The following is a 22,801-nucleotide window of genomic DNA, read 5'->3' as shown; positions in this document are numbered from 1 at the left end:
ACCCCTGCGGCACCATGACCGTACGAGGGGGACTCCGCCGATGACTCAGCCTGCCGGCCGGCAACCGCAGGAAGGCTTCGGCGCACCGTACGATCCGCCGCCGGGCCCCCCTGGATACGGCTGCCCGCCGACCCCGTACGCCCCGCATCCCGGGCCGTACGGGCCGTCGGCGCAGGGGAGTTACGGCCATCCGCCGCAGCCGCCCGCCGTCACGGGACCGGCCGGGCCCGGTGGCGGTGGGCGCTTCAAGGGCAGGACCGGCGCGATCGTCGGCGCCGTGCTCGCCCTGGTCCTGGTCGCCGGGGGCGGCGTCTGGTTCGCCCTGAGCGGTGACGACGACGGCAAGAAGCCGGCCGCCGGACCCGCGCCCACGGCCGGCCAGGGTGACGGGAAGAGCGACGGCAAGGGCGAGAGCGACGCGGAACTGGCGACGCGGCTCGACGGCCTCCGCGAGCCGGGCGAGGCGAAGGTCCGCTGGGTCCAGAGCCTGGGCGTCGACCTCCCGGCCCGGGCCATGGGCGTGTACGGGCCGTGGAGGGCCGGCGACATCGTCGCCAAGGCCTTCTACCGCACCGTGTCGGGCTACTCGATGTCCGACGGAGCGGTGCGGTGGAGCCTGCGACTGCCTGAGGACATCTGCGGAGCACCGACACTGCCCACCACGGACGGCAAGATCGTCGTCGTGACCGAGGGGGAGAAGACCGACACCGGCGCGGACTGCTCGGTCATGCGGATGATCGACCTGCGGACAGGGAAGACGGGCTGGACGAAGTCCATGCCGAACAACCCTGACACCCAGAGGCGGCCCGCCATGGCGGCGAACGGCGCCACGGTGACGTTCGCGCGTCCCGGACAGGTCCACACCTACCGGGCGGCGGACGGGCAGGAGCTGTTCGCCGCACAGCCACGCGGCTGTCAGTCCTACTCCTTCGTGAGCGGGCCCCGGATGGTGGCCCTCGCGAACTGCGCGGAGGGCCACGAGGTCCAGGAGTTCGACCCGGCGTCCGGGGAGCTGAAGTGGCGGTACGCCGTCGAGAAGGGCTGGTCCGTCGAACAGGTCTACTCGGTCAGCCCCTTGGTGGTGGCGATGGGGAAGGACGACGCATGGCGGCTCGTCGCCCTGCGGGACGACGGCACCTACCGTTCGGGGATCGATCTGGGTACCCGGGACGTCGACCTCGGGTTCGCCGGCTACGAGGTGAGGTGCGGCGGTTACCTGGTCGTCTCCCGGAACAGGGACGACTGCGAGGGCGTCGCCGCGGACGACGACACCTTCTACATCTCCACCAAGCGGAAGCACGTCGAGTTCGACATCGACAACCGGATCGTCGCGTTCGACCTCGATACCGGCCGGCAGAAATGGGCGGCCGACGCCCCGCTCGGGCGGAGGATGGAACCGATGCGTGTGGACGGCGGGAAGCTGCTCGTCCACGTGGCCGCCACCAGGACCCGGGGTGGCGAGATCGCCACGCTCGCACCCACCGGTGGTGAGCCCCGGACGCTGCTCACCCATCCGGCGTCGACGGCCGCCGTCGAGGCGGGCATGACCGCCGCCGAGGTCGACTACGAGGACGGCCGTTCCCTCCTCACCCTGCCGCTGGTCGGCACCACCGAGGACGACGAGGCCGAGATGAGCATGAAGACGATGCTCGCCTTCGGCGAGTGAGCGGGCAGCCCGCCCGTCCCGCGGCGGAAGAACTCCGCCCGGCCGTGTGAACGAGCCGGGCACCGGACCGCACGAAGGGGCGACGTGCTGATGACCCGGCCGCGCGGCCCGCAACCGCCGGAGGGAGACTTCGGGGCCGCGTACGACCCTCCGCCGGGGCCTCCTCAGCCCGAGCCGGAAGTCGCCTGTGCGGAGGCCGTTCCGTACTGCTGGCGACCCGCATCAGCGCGGACGACGACGAGGAGGAGACGGCGGCGACCGCGCTGCCGGTCTTCGGTGAAGAGGGCGTGTCCGAGGGCGTACCTGCGAGGATCCTGTGAAAGCCGCACCTGCCGGGCGCAGTTGACGGAGCATTGAGGGCAAGGGCCCCCGGGCGGCCGCCGCAGGCGCGTAACGGCGGCATCACGGCCCGGTTCTCCCTTGGGAACAGGGGATGGACCGATCCGGTGCCGGGTGTGGTGCGGGTGGTACAAAGAAGCCCCGCTCGACTGTCGTAACGCCGCGGAAGCCATGCCCGATTCGCTCCTTTCCGGGGGGAATTCAGAGATTTCTTGCACCTGATCCTCTGAGCCCAGCGGAATCGCGGGGGAGACCGGACCGGGCACCGGACCGCACGAAGGGGGACGTGCTGATGACCCAGCCGCCCAGCCAGCAACCGCCGCAGGGGGGCTTCGGGGCTCCGCAGGATCCGCAGGGCACTCCTCAGCCGCCGCCACCCGCCACTCCGCCCCAGATGCCGCCCGCACCGCCGCAGACTCCGCCGCCGGGGGCACCGCAGACGCCTCCGCCCGCGCAGCCGGGCTACGGCTACCCGCAGGCCCCCGGGGCGCAGCCCGGCTACGGCTACCCCCAGGCGCCCGGGCAGGCCCCCGGCCCGTACGCCCAGCAGCCCGGCCCCTACGGCGCCCCCTCCGGCCCGTACGCCCAGCAGCCGGGCCCCTACGGTCAGCAGCCCGGCTACGGCTACCCGCAGCAGCAGTACCCCGGCGCGCCCGCACCCGGCGGCTCCGGCGGCAGTCCCTTCAAGGGCAAGCCCGCCGTCATCATCGGTGCGGCGCTCGCCGTGCTCCTCGTCGTCGGCGGAGGCATCTTCTTCGCCACGAGCGGTGGCGACGACGACCCGGAGAAGCCCGTCGCCAAGTCCAGCAGCGGCGCCCCGGACCCGAGCGGCTCGCCCAGCGTCGACCAGGGCGACGGCAAGGGCGACGGGCGTGAGGCGAACGACGACCTGAACGCCGGACGCAAGGACGGCGAGGCGAAGGTCCTCTGGACCACGACGAACGACATCGACCTGCCGCGCAACGGCGCGGACGTGTACGGCCCGTGGATCGTCGGGGACACGCTCGTCAAGGGCATGTACCGCTCGGTCACCGGCTACTCGGTGGGCGACGGCAAGCAGAAGTGGAGCCTCCCGCTGCCCGCTGACATCTGCGCCGCACCCGCGACGACCACCGCCGACGGCAAGATCGTCATCGGCGTGATGAGCGGCACCACCGACAAGGCGAACTGCTCGGTGCTCCAGATGATCGACCTCAACACCGGCAAGGCCGGATGGAAGAAGACGGTCACCAAGAACGGCACCTGGGACCTGCTGACCAACATCGGCCTGGCGATCAGCGGTGACACCGTGACCGTCGGCCGTACGAGCAACTCCAGCGCCTACCGGGTCAGCGACGGCAAGGAGCTCTTCGGCAACCCCTCGGGCAACTGCAAGCCGTACTCGTTCGCCGGCGGCCCCAAGCTGATCGCCGCGGTCAACTGCAGCACCGGCGACGTGGAGAACCCGCAGCAGCAGGTCCAGGAGCTCGACCCGACGACGGGCAAGACCAAGTGGACGTACCAGGTCAAGCGCGGCTGGGAGGTCGACAAGGTCTACTCGGTCAGCCCCCTCGTCGTCTCGCTGACCCAGTACGAGGAGAAGAAGTGGGCCATCGTCGCGCTCAAGGAGAACGGAACGCTTCGCTCACAGCTCGACGGTGACGACGAGGACAAGGTCACCGTCGAGTGCGGTGGCGGCATCATCGACTTCGCCGACACGCTCGAAGGCTGCGGCGGCCTGGCCGCCGACGCGAACACCTTCTACATGATGACCGGGGACGACACCAGCGGCGCCGCCCGTACCAACAAGGTCGTCGCGTTCGACCTGAACACCGGCAAGGTCAAGTGGAAGGCCCCCGCCCCCGCCGAGCGCACCATGAAGCCGCTCCGCATGGAGGGCGGCAACGTCCTCGTCTACATGGAGCCCTCGTACGAGGAGGGCGGGGCGATCGCGACGATCGCACCCACCGGAGGCGCGCCGAAGGTGCTGCTCCAGCACCTGGACTCGACCGCGCAGATCGAGAACTTCTACTCGTCCAAGACCGTCTACGCGGGCGGCCGTTCCTTCGTCGTCAGCGACCGTGTCAGCGGAAACGACGACTCGGAGGGCGAGACCACCATCATGGCCTTCGGCAAGTGACGGCCGACGTCGGCATCCCCAGCCCCTCCTTCTCAGACTCCGCAGAGGTACGTACGCCATGAGCCAGCCGCCCCAGCCGCCCAACGAACCGCCCCAGGGCGGATTCGGAGCCCCGCAGGACCCGCCGCCCGGCGGATTCGGCGCGCCCACCCCGCCGCCGGCCGACCCGTTCGGCAAGCAGCCCCCGCCCCCACCGCCCACCCCGCCCGCGGGCGGCTACGGCAGTCCGCCCACCCCGCCCGCGGGCGGCTACGGCAGTCCGCCCCCGCCGCCCGCCGGTGGCTACGGCAGCCCGCCCCCGCCCGGGCAGCAGCCGCCGCAGAATCCCGCGTACGGCTACCCGCAGGCGCCGGCCCCCGGCCAGCCGCCGGCCCAGCCCGGCTACGGCTTCCCGCAGGGGCCCCCGCCCGGACAGCCCGGCATGCCTCCGCAGCAGGGGTACGGCTACCCGACCGCCCCGATGCAGCCGCATTACGTCGCACCCCAGCCGGGCGGCGGCAAGAAGTTCAACACCCAGATGCAGATCATCGTCGCCGCGGTCGTGGCCGTGCTGCTCATCGTCGGCGGAGGGATCTTCTACGCCTCCAGCGGCAGTGACGACGGCAAGCAGGACGAGGCGTCCTCGGCCGGAACCGAGGGCAAGGACGGCGAGGGCAAGGGCGGCGAGGGCGGCGGCCTGGCCGGCGGCACCGAGAAGGCCCCGGCCGACACCAAGTCCAAGGTCGGCTTCCAGCTTCCCCACCCGAAGGTCACCGACACCACGGTCGTGGCCGGTTCCTGGGTGACGGACAAGGTCTATGTGAAGACCGGCGTGTACGAGGTCGTCGGTTACGACCTCGCCAAGGGCACCAAGCTCTGGACGATCCCGCTGACCGGCCAGGTCTGCGCCGCTTCCCGGCACATGAGCAAGGACTACAGGACGGCCATCGCCTTCGAGGACGGCAAGCCGAGCGCCGAGGACAAGTACCCCTCCTGCACCCAGATCGGCGCGCTCGACCTGGCCACCGGAAAGCTGATGTGGAGCAAGTCCGTCACCTCCGCGTCCAGCGGTGACGAGGCGGTCAGGTTCAACGAGGTCACGCTCAGCGGATCCACCGTCGCCGCGGGCGGCACCAGCGGCGGCGCCGCCTTCAACCTCGCGAACGGCGCCGAGCTCTGGAAGCCGAAGGCCGACACCAACAACTGCTACGACATGGGCTACGGCGGCGGCGAGGCCCTCGCCGTGGTCCGCAAGTGCGGCAGCTACGACGATCCGCAGCTGACCATCCAGGCGCTGAACCCGACCACCGGCGCACCGCTCTCCTCGTACAACATGCCGGCCGGCGTCGAGTACGCGAGCATCGTCTCCACCAAGCCGCTCGTCGTCGCGGCCGACGTCGGCGACACCGCCGGCGACGGCAGCAGTATCTCGGACTTCTTCTCCATCGACGCGGCAACGGGCAAGCTCATCGTCCGGATCTCGGCCGACGCGGACAAGTACGCCGCGGACTGCGGCTCCACCGAGGTCGAGGAGTGCACCGCCCTGGCCGTCGGGAACAACAAGCTCTACGTGCCGACCGAGAGGCACGAGGGCGGCGGCGAGTACGGCGAGACCAACGAGATCGTCGCCTTCGATCTCACCACCGGAAAGCTCGTCGGCGGCAGGGCGGACGCGGGTGACCGCTACGCGCTGACCCCGCTGCGCATGGACGGCTCCAACGTCATCGCGTACAAGGAGCCGCCCTACGACAAGGGCGGCCAGATCGTCTCCATCAACGGCTCGACCTTCGAGCAGACCGTGCTGATGGTCAACCCGGACGAGGAGTCGGTCCGCGACGCGGAGACGAGCTTCTCCGTCGACTACGCCGAGTTCATCTACGAGAAGGGCCGGCTGTTCATCTCCGAGCAGATGGTCAGTGAGCCCAGCAAGTCCAGCTCGCTGGACGACAAGCAGTACCTCGTCGTCTCCTTCAGCACCAACTGACCCACCCGCCCGGCCCGTTCGCGGGCCGGCGGCGACGGCCCTGCCGGTTGATCATCCGACCGGCAGGGCCGATCGTTTTCCGACGGGCAAGCGGCCCCGAATGACGCAGAATTCGGCATTCTGGGGGGCTTCTGCCCGGTAGGGGGCGCGCAGCGTCGAACAAGCGTGTAGCTTGCCGGGTCAGAGGGGCCGGGGGGCCTGTTCAGGGTTACGCAGCGCTGGTGCGCTGCACACATGGGGGCTATCTCGATGGGCGTGCGGCTCATGGTGGTCGACGACCACCGACTGCTCGCCGAGGCACTCGCCTCGGCACTGAAACTGCGTGGGCACCGCGTGCTCGCGGCAGCCGCGCCGACGTCCGGGGCCGCGGATCTGGTCGTCAGCAGGGCGCCGGAGGTCTGCCTGTTCGGCACGGCGGCGCCCGCCGAACCCGGGGCCTTCGACCCGATCGTGCGGATCGGACGGGAGCGCCCGCAGGTGGCCGTGGTGGTGCTGGGCCCGGTGCCGAGCCCGCGGGGGATCGCCGCGGCCTTCGCGGCGGGGGCGGCCGGTTACGTCCGGCACGACGAGCGCATAGAGGGCGTCGAGCGCGCCATGATCAAGGCCCGGGCGGGGGAGGTCGCGGTCGCACCCCAGCTGCTGCGGGGCGCCTTCGCGGAGCTGCTGCACCCGGCGGCGCAGCCGGACGACGAGGGCCAGCGGCTGCTGCGGATGCTGACCCCGCGCGAGATCGAGGTGCTGGTGCGGGTCGCCGAGGGTGAGGACACCCGGCTGATCGCGGCCGGGATGGGGATCGCGCCGAGCACCGCGCGGACCCATGTGCAGCGGGTGCTGATGAAGCTCGGCGTCGGGTCCCGGCTGGAGGCCGCCGCGCTCGCGGCCCGCACGGGGCTGCTCGACCGGGCCGCGGCGGGAACGCCGCAGGGGCCGGACGGCCACGCGTGAACGCGTGATCGTCCGGCCCCCGCGGGGGTACCGGGGTCAGCTCTCCGGCGTGCCGGGGGCCTCGTCGGGCACCTGGGTCGGGCGCAGCTTCATCCAGATCAGGAAGAAGAGCCCGAGCGCCAGCATGGCCAGGCCGGTCCAGAGGTTGATGTGGACACCCTCGGCCTTCTTCAGGTCGGCATCGGACGGGCTGATGCCGGCGATGGTGACGATCACTCCGTAGACCACGAAGAGACCGCCGATGATCCGCCGGATGTCGAACAGCCGTGCCGCCGTCGCGGACTTGCGCTCCAGCTCGGAGACTTCCTTGTGCAGGTCGGACATGGTGAGTGCCTCCGATCAGAGCGAGTAGGGCAGGTAGCAGAGGGCGGCGAGGACCATGGCGCCCCAGCCGAGCAGTGCGGGCTTGCGGTACCAGGCGCTGTCGCCCTCCTCCGGGACCTCTTCGGCGTCCGGGGACTCCGTCCCGTAGACCAGACCGGCCAGTTCGGCCTCCGGCTTGGGGGCGGTGAACAGGGTGACCGCGACCATGACGACCGCACCGGCGACGAATCCGACGATGGCGGAGACGAAGTTGGCGCCCTGGTCGGACGGGATGTCGATGATGCCCTGCTTGTAGATGACGAAGTAGTTGACCATCGCGGCCGTGGTACCCGCGACGAGCCCCCACACACCGGACTTCATCGAGGCGCGCTTCCAGAACATGCCGATGATGAAGACGACGAACATCGGGACGTTGAAGAACGAGAACAGCGTCTGCAGGTACGTCATGATGTTGGAGAAGCTGGCCGCGATGAACGCCGTGCCGATCGACGCCAGCACACCCACCGCGGTGATCAGCCGCCCGAACTTCAGGTAGTACGCGTCCGGCTGGTCCTTCTTCACGTACCGCTGCCAGATGTCCGTGGTGAACACCGTGTTGAACGACGACACGTTGGCGGCCATACCGGCCATGAACGCGGCCAGCAGGCCGGTCACCGCGATGCCGAGCACACCGTTGGGCAGGAGCTCCTGCATCAGCAGCGGAATGGCGTCGTTGTACGTGAGATCCGAACCGGGCGTACCGATCTTGGGCACGATCACGGCGGCGACCAGGCCGGGGATCATCACCACGAAGACGATGAAGATCTTCGGGAAGGCGGCGATCAGCGGGGTGCGCTTGGCGGCCGAGAGGTTCTTCGCGGACAGGGCGCGCTGCACCTCGGCGAAGTTGGTCGTCCAGTAGCCGAAGGAGAGCACGAAGCCCAGGCCGAGGATGATCGTCAGCCAGTTGGCGCCGAGCGGGTTGGCGTCACCGATGCCGGTGCCGCCCCAGGCGGACATGAAGTCCGCGCCGTGCTGCTTCTCCAGCGAGCCGCTCAGGCCGTCCCAGCCGCCGACGCGCTTCAGGCCAAGCAGCGTGATCGGGATCAGCGCCGCGAGGATGACGAAGAACTGCAGCACCTCGTTGTAGATCGCCGAGGAGAGCCCGCCGATGGTGATGTAGACGAGGACGAAGAGCCCCGCGACGACGATCGCGACCCACTGCGGCCAGCCCAGCAGCGCCTCCACGACGATCGACAGGGCGTAGAGGTTCACGCCCGCGATCAGGATCGCCGCGAAGGCGAAGAGTATGGAGCTCAGCAGGTGCGCGGACTTGTCGAAGCGCTGGAGCAGGAACTCCGGGACGGATCGGACCTTCGACCGGTAGTAGAAGGGCATCATCACCAGGCCGAGGAAGACCATGGCGGGGATGGCGCCGATCCAGTACCAGTGGACGACCGCGACGCCGTACTGCGCGCCGGTCGCCGCCATGCCCAGGATCTCGGTGGCCCCGAGATTCGCCGCGACGAAGGCCAGACCGGTCACCCAGGCGGGCAGGGACCGTCCGGACAGGAAGAAGTCGAGGCTCGTCTTCACACTGGCCCGGGCGGCGAAGCCGATGCCGAGCACCACGACGAAGTAGATCGCCAGGATTGTGTAATCGAGCCCGTTCGTGGGGAGCCGGAGCCCTTCGGCCAGATATTGCATGGGGGGGTACTCGCTTCGTTGCGCGAACTGAACCCGTCGGAACCTACGCCTTTGTGTTCAGAAAATGAACAGTCTGCATGGCGTTCTTTGTTTGATCGTGATCGCACGGGTTGATATGTCCGAGTTCGGCTACCCAGGGGCACAGGGACGTCACAGGATTCGACGTGATTGACGCACCTGTTGAGTTGTGATTAGTTATGTGCGGTTCTGTTTAGAGGGCGTTACATGGAGGAGCCTGGTGAAGAAGACGGTTACGACCCTCGCCGACGGCCGTGAGCTGATCTATTACGACTCCGCGGACGACACCGTCCGCGACGCCGTCGACCTGCGGCCGCTGGATGCCGTCTCGACGTCCTCGGAGATCCGCCGCGACCCGCTGCTCGGTGACTCGGTCGCCATCGCCTCGCACCGGCAGGGGCGCACCTACCACCCGCCGGCCGACGAGTGCCCGCTCTGCCCCTCACGGGAGGGCAGGCTCAGCGAGATCCCCGACACCGACTACGACGTCGTCGTCTTCGAGAACCGCTTCCCCTCCCTCGCCGGCGACTCCGGCCGGTGCGAGGTCGTCTGCTTCACCTCCGACCACGACGTCTCCTTCGCCGGGCTCACCGAGGACCAGGCCGCCCTGGTCCTGGAGGCCTGGACCGACCGCACCGCCGACCTCGCCGAGCTCCCGCAGGTCGCCCAGGTGTTCTGCTTCGAGAACCGGGGCGCCGAGATCGGCGTCACCCTCGGCCACCCGCACGGGCAGATCTACGGCTACCCCTTCGTCACCCCGCGCACCGAGCAGATGCTCCGGTCGATGGAGACCCACCGCGCCGAAACCGGCCGCAACCTCTTCGACGACGTCGTCGCCCGCGAACTGGCCGACGGCGACCGGATCGTCCTGGAGGGCGAGCACTGGGTCGCCTTCGTGCCGTACGCCGCGCACTGGCCGTACGAGGTCCACCTCCACCCGCGCCGCCGTGTCCCCGACCTGCGGGAACTCGACGAGGCCGCACGCACGGAGTTCCCACAGCTCTATCTGGAACTCTTGAGGCGATTCGACCGGATCTTCGGCCCCGGCGAGCCGCCGACCCCGTACATCTCGGCCTGGCACCAGGCACCCTTCAGGGTCCCCGGGCGTGAGGAGTTCGGGCTGCACCTCGAGCTTTTCACCATCAGGCGGACCACCGGCAAGCTGAAGTTCCTCGCGGGCTCCGAGTCCGGCATGGGCGTCTTCATCAACGACGTGCCGCCGGAGGCCGCGGCCCAGCGACTGCGAGAGGTAGCGAGCGAGTGAGCAACACCGGCAAGAAGTACCTGGTGACGGGCGGCGCGGGATACGTCGGCGGTGTCGTCGCCGCACACCTGCTGGAGGCCGGTCACACCGTGACCGTCCTCGACGACCTGTCGACCGGCTTCCGCGAGGGGGTCCCGCAGGGCGCCGAGTTCATCGAGGGCCGCATCCAGGACGCCGCGAAGTGGCTGGACGCCAGCTACGACGGAGTGCTGCACTTCGCGGCCTTCTCCCAGGTCGGCGAGTCCGTCGTCGACCCCGAGAAGTACTGGGTCAACAACGTCGGCGGCACCACCGCCCTCCTCGCCGCCATGCGCGACGCCGGGGTGCGCACGCTCGTCTTCTCCTCCACCGCGGCGACGTACGGGGAACCCGTCTCCAGCCCCATCACCGAGTCGGACCCCACCGCGCCCACCAACCCGTACGGCGCCTCCAAGCTCGCCGTGGACCACATGATCACCGGTGAGGCCGCCGCACACGGTCTGGCAGCGGTCTCCCTGCGCTACTTCAACGTCGCCGGGGCCTACGGCAGCCACGGCGAACGCCACGACCCCGAGTCGCACCTCATCCCGCTGGTCCTCCAGGTCGCCCTCGGGCAGCGCGAGTCGATCTCCGTCTACGGCGACGACTACCCGACCCCCGACGGCACCTGCGTACGCGACTACATCCACGTCGCCGACCTCGCCGAGGCCCACCTGCTGGCCCTCGAAGCGGCCACCGCGGGCGAACACCTCATCTGCAACCTCGGCAACGGCAACGGCTTCTCCGTACGCCAGGTGATCGAGACCGTCCGCCAGGTCACCGGCCACCCCGTCCCGGAGACCGCCGCGCCCCGGCGCGGCGGCGACCCGGCCGTCCTCGTCGCCTCCGCCGCCACCGCCAGGGAGCGGCTCGGCTGGCAGCCGTCGCGCGCCGACCTGGCCGCCATCGTCGCCGACGCGTGGACGTTCGCCCGCCGAGAGGAGCCCACCGCACCATGACCGACAACGCCGAGCTCACCGCTTCCTTCACCCAGCTCTACGGGACCGCCCCCGAAGGGATCTGGGCAGCGCCCGGACGGGTGAACCTGATCGGTGAGTACACCGACTTCAACGACGGCTTCGTCATGCCGCTCGCCCTTCCGCACACCGCACGCGCGGCCGTCGCGCGCCGCACCGACGGGCAGCTGCGCCTGCACTCCACCGACGTACCGGGCGGAGTCGTCTCCCTGCGCGTCGACGAACTGGCCCCGCACTCGGGCCACGGCTGGGCCGCCTACCCGGCCGGTGTCGTCTGGGCGCTCCGCGAGGCCGGCCACGACGTCACCGGGGCGGACATCCAGCTCACCTCATCCGTCCCCGTCGGCGCCGGCCTCTCCTCCTCGGCCGCCCTGGAGGTCGTCACCGCGCTCGCCCTGAACGACCTCTTCCAACTGGGCCTGAGCGCCCCCGAGATCGCCGTGCTCGGCCAGCGGGCCGAGAACGCGTTCGTCGGTGTGCCCTGCGGCGTCATGGACCAGATGGCCTCCGCGTGCTGCACCGAGGGCCATGCGCTGCACCTCGACACCCGCGACCTCACCCTGCGCCAGGTCCCGTTCGACCTGGCCGCACACGGGCTGAAGCTCCTGGTCGTCGACACCCGCGTCAAGCACGCCCTGGGCGACGGCGCGTACGCGGAACGCCGGGCCGGCTGCGAGGCGGGAGCCCGCGCGCTCGGGATCGGCACCCTCCGCGACCTTCCGTACGAGGACCTGGACGCCGCGCTGGAGACCCTCGCCGCCGGCGAGGACGAGTCGGTCGTGCGCTACGTCCGCCATGTGGTGAGCGACAACCACCGGGTGGAGCAGGTCATCGCGCTGCTCGACGCGGGCGAGGTGCGCGCGGCGGGTCCGGTCCTCAACGAGGGCCACGTCTCGCTCCGCGACGACCTGCGGGTCTCCTGCCCGGAGCTGGACCTCGTGGTCTCCGCGGCGAACGACGCCGGCGCGCTCGGAGCCAGGATGACCGGGGGCGGCTTCGGAGGCTCGGCGATCGTGCTGGTGGAGGAGGCGATGGAGGACACCGTCGCCAAGGCCGTCTCCGAGGCCTTCACCTCGGCCGGTCACGCCGCCCCGGGAATCTTCCCGGCGGTTCCCTCGGCGGGCGGCCGGCGGATCGCTCCGGCTGCTTGACCAGGACGAAATCCGCGACACCCGCCGGGGCGCTCCGCCTCGGCGGGCAGCCGCGTGCCGGGGCCGAACCCAGCGGAATGCGACGTTCTCTGTCTACTTCGGTCTCAATACGGAACATGAACAACACCCTGAACACCCATGGCGGTCAGTTCTGCGAATCGCCTTCCGCCGCACACCGCCCGCCGTAGGCTGATGCGCAGCACCGGTGGGGGCCGGTGCCGTTTCAGGGGACGAGACAGTCGGGTACGGCGCCCGGAGCGGGTGGCCGGCCGGCACACGGCGGCGGCCGTGCGCCGGCGGTCCACCGGAGTGCTCCGGGCGCCGTACCCGCCGTGGTCCGTCCCCGTCGGGGTCGGCCATGAACGGGGCGCCCCAGGAGCTCACACAGCATGGGGGTGTCTGTGGCTCGTATCCGGGTTCTGGTGGTCGACGACCACCGCATCTTTGCCGAGTCCCTCGCGGCGGCCCTCGCGGCCGAACCGGACATCGATGTGTCCGCGGCGGGCAGTGGCCCCGCCGCGTTGCGGTGTCTGGAGCGTGCGGCCGCCGAGGGCCGCCGCTACGACGTGATGCTGGTCGACGCCGAACTGGGCACCCTCGCCCCGGGTGGCACCCGCACCGTTCCCGCCCCGCGCGGAGCGCCGGACGGCGCGCCCCCGGGTACGCCCGCCGCCGCTCCGGTGGACGGCATATCGCTGGTGGCGGGGGTGCGTTCGAGCCAGCCCCAGATCCGTACGGTGGTGCTCGCCGAGAAGGACGACCCGCGCCGGGCCGCGATGGCGCTGCAGGCCGGTGCCTCGGGCTGGGTCGCCAAGGACTGCTCGCTGCAACGGCTGCTGGCGGTCATACGGGGTGTCCTGCGCGACGAGACGCATCTGCCGGCCGCGCTGCTGACCGGTGTCCTGCGGGAGCTGACCGCGGCCCGTAAGCACCGCACCGAGAGCGAACAGCTCGTCGAGTCGCTGACGCCGCGCGAGCGCGAGGTGCTGCGCTGCATGGTGGCGGGGCTGGGCCGCAAGGCGGTCGCGGAGCGGCTCTTCCTCTCCCCGCACACGGTGCGTACGCACATGCAGAACGTGCTGGGAAAGCTGGGTGTGCACTCGACGCTGGCGGCCGTGGCGCTGGCCCGGCGGGCCGGGGTGGGCCCGGCCGCGCTAACCGGGGATGTTGTCGAACGGGGCGGTCAACTGGCGTAGCAGTCCGGCCAGTTCGGACCGCTGCTGGCGGGAGAGCTCGCCCAGGATGGCCCGCTCCTGGTCGAGCAGCCCGGCCAGCGACTGGTCGGCCTTGTCGCGGCCGAGGTCGGTCAGCCGGACGAGGACACCACGGCGGTCGCTCGGGTCGGGCAGCCGCTCCACCAGATTCTTCTTGGTCAGCCGGTCGATGCGGTTCGTCATCGTGCCCGAGGTGACCAGGGTCTGGGTCAGAAGCTGGCCGGGGGAGAGCTGGTACGGGGCGCCGGCCCGGCGCAGGGACGTCAGTACGTCGAATTCCCAGGGCTCCAGCTGGTGCTCCGTGAAGGCGATCCTGCGGGCCCGGTCCAGATGCCTGGCCAGACGGGAGACGCGGCTCAGGACCTCGAGTGGCTCCACGTCGAGGTCGGGGCGCTCGCGGCGCCATGCAGCGACCAGTCGGTCGACCTCGTCCTCCATGTGGATCAGTGTAGAGGGTCCCTCGACATGAAGTCTCTTGAATTCAAGTGTCTTGACATCAAGAGATTCGCTTGGTGATCCTGACCCCATGACAGCACCCACCTGGGACCCCCGCCAGTACCTCCGCCACGCGGACCACCGCACCCGTCCCTTCCACGACCTCCTGGCCCGGACCGGACCCCTCCCGCACGAACCCGCACCCCGTATCGCCGACCTCGGCTGCGGCGCCGGCAACGTCACCGCCCTCCTCGGTGCCCGCTGGCCCGGCGCCCGTATCACCGGCTACGACAGCTCACCCCAGATGCTCGAACGCGCCCGCACCCACGCCGGGCCCCTCCTCGACTTCACCGAAGCCGACGCCGCGACCTGGGAGCCCACCGAGACGTACGACCTCATCGTCTCCAACGCCCTGCTCCAGTGGGTCCCCGGCCACACCGCCCGCTTCCCCCACTGGCTGGACGCCCTCGCCCCCGGCGGCACCCTCGCCTTCCAGGTCCCCGGCAACTTCGATGCGCCCAGTCACACCCTCATGCGCGAACTCGCCGACTCACCCCGCTGGCACGACCGCCTCGGCGGCGTCCTGCGCCACTCGGACGCCGTACACACCCCCGCCGACTACCTGGAGCACCTCACCGCACCCGGCCGGGCCGTCGACGTCTGGGAGACCACCTACCTGCACCTCCTCCAGGGCGAGGACCCCGTCCTCGACTGGGTCAAGGGCACCGGCCTGCGCCCCGTCCTCGACACCCTCGCCGACGACCCGGACGCCCACGACGCGTTCCTCACCGAATACCGTGACCTGCTGCGCACCGCCTACCCGGCCGGCCCGCACGGCACGGTCTTCCCGTTCCGCCGGATCTTCGCGGTGGCCAGGACTGCCGGCCACAGTGGGTGACGCGCCGGGCGTCAGCTCTTCCGGTGGCCTATCAGCCGCGGCTTCGACTCCAGGTTCTCCAGCCCGTGCCACGCCAGATTCACCAGATGGGCGGCGACCTCGGCCTTCTTCGGCTTCCGCACGTCCAGCCACCACTGGCCGGTCAGCGCCACCATCCCGACCAGGGCCTGCGCGTACAGCGGGGCCAGCTTCGGATCGAAGCCCCGGGCCTTGAACTCCAGGCCCAGGATGTCCTCGACCTGCGTCGCGATGTCACTGATCAGCGACGCGAAGGTGCCCGTGGACTGCGCGACCGGCGAGTCACGGACCAGGATCCGGAAACCGTCCGTGTACGTCTCGATGTAGTCGAGCAGCGCGAACGCCGCCTGCTCCAGCAGCTCACGCGGATGACCCGCCGTGAGCGCCCCCGTCACCAGGTCCAGCAACTGGCGCATCTCACGGTCGACCACGACGGCGTACAGGCCCTCCTTGCCGCCGAAGTGCTCGTACACCACCGGCTTGGAGACCCCGGCACGCGCCGCGATCTCCTCCACCGAGGTGCCCTCGAAGCCCTTGTCGGCGAACAGGGTGCGGCCGATGTCCAGGAGCTGCTCGCGGCGCTCCTTGCCCGTCATCCGGACCCGCCGGGCTCTTCTCGTCGGGGCGGGCCTGCTCTTCTCGCCGCTGGTACTTCCGTCGGTCGCCACGTCGTCAATCATGCCGGGTCGGCGGCCGCGGCCTTGCGCCGGGAGGCGATACGCGAAGCATCCGGCCACCGGACGTCGTGCGCCCAGCCCAGCTTCTCGAACCAGCGGATCAGCCGGGCACTCGAGTCGATCTGGCCCCTCATCACCCCGTGCCGCGCGCTCGTCGGATCCGCGTGGTGCAGGTTGTGCCAGGACTCACCGCACGAGAGCACCGCCAGCCACCACACGTTCCCCGACCTGTCACGGGACTTGAAGGGCCGCTTCCCGACCGCGTGACAGATCGAGTTGATCGACCACGTCACGTGGTGCAGCAGCGCGACCCGGACCAGCGAACCCCAGAAGAAGGCGGTGAACGCACCCCACCACGACATCGTGACCAGACCGCCGACCAGCGGGGGAATCGCCAGCGAGAGAATCGTGAAGCTGAGGAAGTGACGCGAGATCGCGCGGATCGCCGGGTCCCTGACCAGGTCCGGGGCGTACTTCTGCTGCGGCGTCTGCTCCTCGTTGAACATCCAGCCGATATGGGCCCACCACAGGCCCTTCAGCAGCGCCGGGAAGTTCTCACCGAACCGCCACGGCGAATGCGGGTCGCCCTCGGCGTCGGAGAACCGGTGGTGCTTGCGGTGGTCGGCCACCCAGCGCACCAGCGGACCCTCCACCGCCATCGAACCCGCGACGGCCAGGACGATACGGAGCGGACGCTTCGCCTTGAACGAACCGTGCGTGAAGTAACGGTGGAAGCCGATCGTCACGCCGTGGCAGCCCCAGTAGTACATGACGACCAGCAGACCCAGATCGAGCCAGCTGACACCACGGCCCCAGGCCAGCGGCACCGCCGCGACCAGGGCCGCGAACGGCACCACGATGAACAGCAGCAGCGCGATCTGCTCGACCGAACGCTTCTTGTCGCCGCCGAGCGTGGCGGAGGAGAGTGCGGAGTCGCCTGCCGCGGTCGGCAGGCCGTCGTCGATCACATCGGGGCTGGTGGGCATTGGGGAGTCCCCCGTGAGGTGAGGAAATATGACGGTATGAGCGGGCTACGCTTCCGTAACCTACGGCAACGTAAGTATGGCAGCGAAGAGGCCCACGACACGAGGACACCACCGTGGCAACCCGTGTGCGAACCGGCCTCCGCCCTTCGTGTACCCCCGATTGGGACCACCCAGCAGGGCAGCGAGCACGCCGAACCCCCGGACACCTATCCTGGGGGCGTCGGACAGCGCGGTCCGCACTCTGCATCACCGGGGTGACCCGTCAGCACCGCGAGCGCCCCGGCCCCCCTGACAGACGTGCTCAACCACTGCAAGGAGCCGCACACTGTGAGCAGTGCCGACCAGACCCCTGCCGCCAGCACCGAACTGCGGGCCGACATCCGCCGCCTCGGCGACCTCCTCGGCGAGACCCTCGTACGCCAGGAGGGCCAGCACCTCCTCGACCTCGTCGAACGCGTCCGCGCCCTGACCCGCACCGACGGCGAGGCAGCGGCCGAGCTCCTCGGCGACACGGACCTGGAGACCGCCGCACAGCTCGTGCGCGCCTTCTCCACCTACTTCCACCTCGCCAACGTCACCGAGCAGGTCCACCGCGCCCACGAGATGCGCGACCGCCGGGCCGCCGAAGGCGGGCTCCTCGCCCGCACCGCCGACCGCCTCAAGGACGCCGACCCCGAGCACCTGCGCCAGACGGTCAAGAACCTCAACGTCCGGCCCGTCTTCACCGCACACCCCACCGAAGCCGCACGGCGCTCCGTACTCAACAAGCTCCGCCGCATCGCCGCGCTCCTCGAAACCCCCGTCATCGAGGCCGACCGGCGCCGCCAGGACATCCGGCTCGCCGAGAACATCGACCTCATCTGGCAGACCGACGAGCTCCGTGTCGTCCGCCCGGAGCCCGCCGACGAAGCCCGCAACGCCATCTACTACCTCGACGAGCTCCACGCCAACGCCGTGGGCGACGTCCTGGAGGACCTGGCCGCCGAGCTGGAGCGCGTCGGCGTCGAACTGCCCGCCGGTACCCGCCCCCTCACCTTCGGCACCTGGATCGGCGGCGACCGCGACGGCAACCCCAACGTGACGCCCGCCGTCACCTGGGACGTGCTCATCCTCCAGCACGAGCACGGCATCACCGACGCCCTCGAACTCGTCGACGAGCTGCGCGGACTCCTCTCCAACTCCATCCGCTACACCGGAGCCACCGACGAGCTCCTCACCTCCCTCCAGACCGACCTGGAGCGACTCCCCGAGATCAGCCCCCGCTACAAGCGGCTCAACGCCGAGGAGCCCTACCGGCTCAAGGCCACCTGCATCCGGCAGAAGCTCGTCAACACCCGTGAGCGCCTGGCCGCCGGCACCCCGCACCGCCCCGGCTGCGACTACCTCGGCACCGCCGAGCTCACCGCCGACCTGGCCCTCATCCAGACCTCGCTGCGCGAGCACAAGGGCGCCATCGTCGCTGACGGCCGGATGGACCGCACGATCCGCACGCTCTCCGCGTTCGGCCTGCAGCTCGCCACGATGGACGTCCGCGAGCACGCCGACGCCCACCACCACGCACTCGGCCAGCTCTTCGACCGCCTCGGCGAAGAATCCTGGCGCTACACCGACATGCCCCGCGACTACCGGCAGAAGCTCCTCGCCAAGGAACTCCGCTCCCGCCGCCCTCTCGCCCCCACCCCGGCCCCGCTCGACGCCGCCGGCGAGAAGACCCTCGGCGTCTTCCACACCATCAAGCAGGCCTTCGAGCGCTTCGGTCCCGAAGTCATCGAGTCCTACATCATCTCGATGTGCCAGGGCGCCGACGACGTCTTCGCCGCCGCCGTCCTCGCCCGCGAAGCCGGACTCCTCGACCTCCACGGCGGCTGGGCCAAGATCGGCATCGTCCCCCTCCTGGAGACCACCGACGAGCTCAAGGCCGCCGACGTCATCCTCGACGAGATGCTCGCCGACCCCTCCTACCGCCGCCTCGTGTCCCTCCGCGGCGACGTCCAGGAGGTCATGCTCGGCTACTCCGACTCCTCCAAGTTCGGCGGCATCACCACCTCCCAGTGGGAGATCCACCGCGCCCAGCGCCGGCTCCGCGACGTGGCCCACCGCTACGGCGTACGCCTGCGTCTCTTCCACGGCCGCGGCGGCACCGTCGGCCGTGGCGGCGGCCCTTCCCACGACGCGATCCTCGCGCAGCCCTGGGGCACGCTCGAGGGCGAGATCAAGGTGACCGAACAGGGCGAGGTCATCTCCGACAAGTACCTCATCCCCGCCCTCGCCCGCGAGAACCTGGAACTGACCGTCGCGGCCACCCTCCAGGCCTCCGCACTCCACACCGCACCCCGCCAGTCCGACGAGGCACTCGCCCGCTGGGACGCGGCCATGGACACCGTCTCGGACGCCGCCCACGCGGCCTACCGCAAGCTGGTCGAGGACCCCGACCTGCCGACGTACTTCCTCGCCTCCACCCCGGTCGACCAGCTCGCCGACCTGCACCTCGGCTCGCGGCCCTCCCGCCGCCCCGGCTCGGGCGTCTCGCTCGACGGCCTGCGTGCCATCCCGTGGGTGTTCGGCTGGACCCAGTCGCGGCAGATCGTGCCCGGCTGGTTCGGCGTCGGCTCCGGCCTCAAGGCCCTGCGCGAAGCCGGTCTCGGCAACGTCCTGGAAGAAATGCACGAACAGTGGCACTTCTTCCGGAACTTCATCTCCAACGTCGAGATGACCCTCGCCAAGACCGACCTGCGCATCGCCCGGCACTACGTCGACACCCTCGTCCCCGACGAGCTCAAGCACGTCTTCGACACCATCGAGGCCGAGCACGAACTCACCGTGCAGGAAGTCCTCAAGGTCACCGGCAGCAAGGAACTCCTCGGCACCAGCCCGGTGCTCCAGCAGACCTTCGCCATCCGCGACGCCTACCTGGACCCGATCTCCTACCTCCAGGTGTCCCTGCTCGCCCGCCAGCGCCAGGCCGCCGAACGCGGCGAGGAAGCCGACCCGCTGCTCGCACGTGCCCTGCTGCTCACCGTCAACGGCGTAGCCGCAGGCCTCCGCAACACCGGCTGACCCCCGTGAGCGGGTGCGGTCCTGTCAGAGGGCGATGAACGTCGCCAGCAACAGGACCGCACCCGCGATCCCGGTGCCCCACGCCGTCCGCGTCAGCCGCATACCGCCGGCTATCACCAGGGCGGCCAGCACCAGCGCACCACCCAACGGCACCCAGGCATGCAGAAAACCCGGCGTCCCGGTGCGTACGACATCACCGGTGCCGGGCTTCACCACAACGGGGAAACGAGCCCCCTTCTTCGCCGCCACGGACCGCTCGATCGTCACCTCGGACCGCTTCTGCGAATCCGCGTCCGGCGAGAACGACCCCGTGCACGCGTCCTCACCGCACGACGTCACGGCCATCGTCCCGTGCTCACGGCCCTTCGCCAGAACGATGTGGTGCGCGCTCTCCCACGACGACCACACACCCGCCACCAGCAACAACAGGACGACACAGCCCGCCGCGAACGTACGGCCATGGGCCACCAGCCGGTGGGAGGAAGTCCGCTTCATGGGGGCCGATCCTTGGGCAGAGCCCTGCCAACGGTCAACCTGTGGCCGAAAAACACCCAAGAAGCAGCAGGAATGTCAGGAGTTGTACGCGGACTGAGCCCGCTCCAGACCCTCCGCCAGCAACGACTCCACCGCATCCGCCGACCGGTCCACCAGGTAGGCGAGCTCCTTGCGCTCCGCCGACGAGAAATCCTTCAGCACGAAATCAGCGACCTGCATCCGCCCCGGCGGCCGGCCGATCCCGAACCGCACCCGGTGATAATCCGGACCCATCGCCTTCGTCATCGACTTCAGCCCGTTGTGCCCGTTGTCACCGCCACCCAACTTCAGCCGCAGCATGCCGAAATCGATGTCCAACTCATCATGGACAGCCACGACGTGATCCAACGGCACCTTGTAGAAGTCCCGCAACGCCGTGACCGGACCACCCGACAGATTCATGTACGACATCGGCTTCGCCAGCACCACACGACGGCTCAGCGGACCAGGCGGACCCACCCGCCCCTCCAGCACCTGCGCCTGCGCCTTCTGCGCCCGCTTGAACTTCCCACCGATCCGTTCCGCCAGCAGATCGGCGACCATGAAGCCCACATTGTGCCGGTTCGCCGCATAGTCGGGACCCGGATTACCGAGACCCACGATCAGCCAGGGGTCGGTGACGTCGGACATCAGAGCTCGGTCTCCTCGCAGTGCGCACGGAACAGGTCGATACAGGGAAACGGGGCGGCGGAACCCCCGGAAGGGAACCGCCACCCCGTCAGTCAAGCAGGTGGGGCGAGGATCAGGCCTCGGCCGGAGCCTCCTCGGCGGGGGCCTCCTCGGCCTGCGCGGCGACGATCTGGAGCACGACGGCCTCCTCGTCACCGGCGAGCACGGAGCCCTTCGGCAGCGGGATGTCCTTGGCCAGGATCGAGTCACCGGCGTCCAGACCAGCGATCGAGACCGTGACGGACTCGGGGATGTGCGTCGCCTCGGCCTCGACGAGCAGCGTGTTCTGCACGTACTCGAGAAGGTTGGCGCCCGGAGCCAGCTCGCCCTCGACGTGCACCGCGATCTCGACCTCGACCTTCTCGCCACGCTTCACCGTGAGGAGGTCGACGTGCTCGATGTTGCCCTTGATGGCGTTACGCTGCACGGCCTTCGGGATCACCAGCGCGTCCTTGCCGTCGATCTCGAGACCGATCAGGACGTTCGCGGTACGCAGAGCGAGAAGCAGCTCGTGGCCCGGAAGGTTGATGTGAACCGGCTCAGCGCCGTGGCCGTAGACGACCCCGGGAACCAGGTTGGCACGACGCGTACGACGGGCAGCGCCCTTGCCGAACTCCGTACGGACCGTTGCGTCGAGCTTGATCTCAGCCATGCTGCACTCCTCGTAGGGGACTCATAAGGTGACGAAAAACCGATGGTCACCCGGCCCACGACAGGCCTGCTACGAAGAGCGCGTCGATAACGGACAACCGGCCCCACGCCTGCGCATGAGAACGGCCTCCCTCGCCGAGCAACTTGTCCAGTCTACCCGGCGGGGAGGCCGCGCCCCAAGTCGATCACCAGCAGGTGATCACTCCTGCTCCTCGAAGAGGCTCGTCACCGAACCGTCCTCGAACACCTCACGCACCGCACGCGCGATCGTCGGCGCGATCGAGAGCACCGTGATCTTGTCGATCTCCAGCTCACCCGGGGTCGGCAGAGTGTCCGTGAAGACGAACTCCGAGACCTTCGAGTTCTTCAGACGGTCCGCGGCCGGGCCCGACAGCACACCGTGCGTGGCGGTCACTATGACGTCCTCGGCACCGTGCGCGAACAGGGCGTCCGCAGCGGCACAGATCGTGCCACCCGTGTCGATCATGTCGTCGACCAGCACACACACCCGGCCCTCGACGTTACCGACGACCTCGTGGACGCTGACCTGGTTCGGCACGTCCTTGTCGCGACGCTTGTGCACGATCGCCAGCGGAGCATCCAGCCGGTCGCACCAACGGTCGGCGACACGCACACGGCCGGCGTCCGGAGAGACGATCGTCAGCTTCGAACGGTCGACCTTCGCACCCACGTAGTCCGCCAGGATCGGCAGCGCGAACAGGTGGTCGACCGGACCGTCGAAGAAGCCCTGGATCTGGTCCGTGTGCAGATCCACGGTGAGGATGCGGTCCGCACCCGCCGTCTTCATCAGATCCGCGATCAGACGAGCCGAGATCGGCTCACGGCCACGGTGCTTCTTGTCCTGACGGGCGTAACCGTAGAACGGCACGATCACCGTGATCGACCGGGCCGACGCGCGCTTCAGCGCGTCCAGCATGATCAGCTGCTCCATGATCCACTTGTTGATCGGAGCCGTGTGGCTCTGGATCAGGAAGCAGTCGGCGCCGCGGGCGGACTCCTGGAAACGTACGTAGATCTCACCGTTGGCGAAATCGAAGGCCTTCGTCGGCACGAGGCCGACACCCAGTTGATGCGCGACCTCCTCGGCCAGCTCGGGGTGGGCGCGGCCGGAGAAGAACATCAGTTTCTTCTCGCCGGTCGTCTTGATCCCGGTCACAGCACAGTCTCCTCA

General features: G+C 69.8%; 19 protein-coding genes. 10 read left to right on the top strand and 9 right to left on the bottom strand.

Annotated features, from left to right (window positions below; all coding sequences use genetic code 11):
* Positions 1-40: 40 nt before the first annotated feature.
* The 4 genes from OG379_RS16470 (at position 41) to OG379_RS16455 (ending at position 7,032) form a co-directional block, all read left to right on the top strand.
* Positions 41-1,666 carry a PQQ-binding-like beta-propeller repeat protein gene (locus OG379_RS16470; RefSeq protein ID WP_405663455.1) on the top strand — a complete coding sequence of 542 codons (1,626 nt, stop codon included), beginning with the start codon at positions 41-43 and terminating at the stop codon, positions 1,664-1,666.
* A gap of 631 nt (positions 1,667-2,297) precedes the next feature.
* Positions 2,298-4,124: a PQQ-binding-like beta-propeller repeat protein gene (locus OG379_RS16465; protein WP_405663452.1), complete on the top strand. Its 1,827-nt coding sequence runs from the start codon at positions 2,298-2,300 to the stop codon at positions 4,122-4,124.
* A gap of 58 nt (positions 4,125-4,182) precedes the next feature.
* Positions 4,183-6,087, top strand: coding sequence for a PQQ-binding-like beta-propeller repeat protein (locus OG379_RS16460; RefSeq protein ID WP_405663450.1), 1,905 nt, complete (start codon positions 4,183-4,185; stop codon positions 6,085-6,087).
* A 249-nt stretch (positions 6,088-6,336) separates the two neighbouring features.
* A complete protein-coding gene (locus tag OG379_RS16455; RefSeq protein WP_405668532.1) occupies positions 6,337-7,032 on the top strand; it encodes a LuxR C-terminal-related transcriptional regulator in 696 nt (231 codons plus the stop codon).
* A gap of 36 nt (positions 7,033-7,068) precedes the next feature.
* Here the strand turns inward: OG379_RS16455 and OG379_RS16450 are convergent, their stop codons facing one another.
* Together OG379_RS16450 and OG379_RS16445 are read right to left on the bottom strand one after the other, a co-directional pair.
* A complete protein-coding gene (locus OG379_RS16450; RefSeq protein ID WP_393758707.1) occupies positions 7,069-7,356 on the bottom strand; it encodes a hypothetical protein in 288 nt (95 codons plus the stop codon).
* Positions 7,357-7,371: 15 nt separating this feature from the next.
* Positions 7,372-9,042 carry a sodium:solute symporter family protein gene (locus OG379_RS16445; protein WP_393758709.1) on the bottom strand — a complete coding sequence of 557 codons (1,671 nt, stop codon included), beginning with the start codon at positions 9,040-9,042 and terminating at the stop codon, positions 7,372-7,374.
* Positions 9,043-9,280: 238 nt separating this feature from the next.
* On the opposite strand from OG379_RS16445, the gene galT reads away from it, so the two are divergent.
* From galT to OG379_RS16425, 4 genes are all read left to right on the top strand, one after another.
* Positions 9,281-10,324 (top strand): galactose-1-phosphate uridylyltransferase, encoded by a 1,044-nt coding sequence (gene galT / locus OG379_RS16440; protein WP_405663447.1) that lies wholly within the window; start codon positions 9,281-9,283, stop codon positions 10,322-10,324.
* Entirely contained in the window at positions 10,321-11,301 is a 981-nt protein-coding gene (galE, locus tag OG379_RS16435; RefSeq protein WP_393758713.1) for a UDP-glucose 4-epimerase GalE, read from the top strand. The genes galT and galE overlap by 4 nt, the downstream gene beginning before the upstream one ends.
* Entirely contained in the window at positions 11,298-12,470 is a 1,173-nt protein-coding gene (gene galK / locus OG379_RS16430; RefSeq protein ID WP_405663443.1) for a galactokinase, read from the top strand. Before galE ends, galK begins: the two co-directional genes overlap by 4 nt.
* Positions 12,471-12,859: 389 nt before the next feature.
* Positions 12,860-13,666 carry a LuxR C-terminal-related transcriptional regulator gene (locus OG379_RS16425; protein ID WP_405663441.1) on the top strand — a complete coding sequence of 269 codons (807 nt, stop codon included), beginning with the start codon at positions 12,860-12,862 and terminating at the stop codon, positions 13,664-13,666.
* Here OG379_RS16425 and OG379_RS16420 read toward each other — a convergent pair.
* The gene (locus OG379_RS16420; RefSeq protein ID WP_405663439.1) at positions 13,625-14,122 is read right to left on the bottom strand and encodes a MarR family winged helix-turn-helix transcriptional regulator; all 498 of its coding nucleotides are present in this window, start codon (positions 14,120-14,122) and stop codon (positions 13,625-13,627) included. The genes OG379_RS16425 and OG379_RS16420 overlap by 42 nt on opposite strands.
* Before the next feature lie 88 nt (positions 14,123-14,210).
* Here OG379_RS16420 and OG379_RS16415 point away from each other — a divergent pair, with 88 nt between their 5' ends.
* Positions 14,211-15,017 carry a trans-aconitate 2-methyltransferase gene (locus tag OG379_RS16415; RefSeq protein ID WP_405663436.1) on the top strand — a complete coding sequence of 269 codons (807 nt, stop codon included), beginning with the start codon at positions 14,211-14,213 and terminating at the stop codon, positions 15,015-15,017.
* An 11-nt stretch (positions 15,018-15,028) separates the two neighbouring features.
* Here OG379_RS16415 and OG379_RS16410 read toward each other — a convergent pair whose 3' ends face one another.
* Together OG379_RS16410 and OG379_RS16405 are read right to left on the bottom strand one after the other, a co-directional pair.
* Complete coding sequence (locus OG379_RS16410; protein ID WP_099177320.1) at positions 15,029-15,715, bottom strand: TetR/AcrR family transcriptional regulator; 687 nt, start codon at positions 15,713-15,715, stop codon at positions 15,029-15,031.
* Positions 15,712-16,698: a fatty acid desaturase gene (locus OG379_RS16405; RefSeq protein WP_362927833.1), complete on the bottom strand. Its 987-nt coding sequence runs from the start codon at positions 16,696-16,698 to the stop codon at positions 15,712-15,714. The genes OG379_RS16410 and OG379_RS16405 overlap by 4 nt, the downstream gene beginning before the upstream one ends.
* A 327-nt stretch (positions 16,699-17,025) precedes the next feature.
* Between OG379_RS16405 and ppc the strand changes: the two genes are divergently transcribed.
* On the top strand, positions 17,026-19,755 hold the full coding sequence (gene ppc / locus OG379_RS16400) for a phosphoenolpyruvate carboxylase (protein ID WP_405663433.1): 2,730 nt from the start codon (positions 17,026-17,028) through the stop codon (positions 19,753-19,755).
* A 24-nt stretch (positions 19,756-19,779) separates the two neighbouring features.
* On the opposite strand, the gene OG379_RS16395 is transcribed toward ppc, so the two are convergent.
* The 4 genes from OG379_RS16395 to OG379_RS16380 form a co-directional block, all read right to left on the bottom strand.
* The gene (locus OG379_RS16395) at positions 19,780-20,250 is read right to left on the bottom strand and encodes a hypothetical protein (protein ID WP_405663431.1); all 471 of its coding nucleotides are present in this window, start codon (positions 20,248-20,250) and stop codon (positions 19,780-19,782) included.
* Between the two features lie 75 nt (positions 20,251-20,325).
* On the bottom strand, positions 20,326-20,919 hold the full coding sequence (gene pth, locus OG379_RS16390; protein WP_401521915.1) for an aminoacyl-tRNA hydrolase: 594 nt from the start codon (positions 20,917-20,919) through the stop codon (positions 20,326-20,328).
* A gap of 112 nt (positions 20,920-21,031) precedes the next feature.
* Positions 21,032-21,610: a 50S ribosomal protein L25/general stress protein Ctc gene (locus tag OG379_RS16385; protein ID WP_393758736.1), complete on the bottom strand. Its 579-nt coding sequence runs from the start codon at positions 21,608-21,610 to the stop codon at positions 21,032-21,034.
* Positions 21,611-21,808: 198 nt separating this feature from the next.
* A complete protein-coding gene (locus OG379_RS16380; protein WP_099177314.1) occupies positions 21,809-22,786 on the bottom strand; it encodes a ribose-phosphate diphosphokinase in 978 nt (325 codons plus the stop codon).
* Positions 22,787-22,801 lie beyond the last annotated feature (15 nt).

The organism is Streptomyces sp. NBC_01166 (assembly GCF_045039765.1).
Taxonomy (GTDB): Bacteria; Actinomycetota; Actinomycetes; order Streptomycetales; family Streptomycetaceae; genus Streptomyces.
The sequence above is the reverse complement of the archived record's forward strand: the minus strand, read 5'-3'. Positions and strand labels throughout refer to the sequence as shown.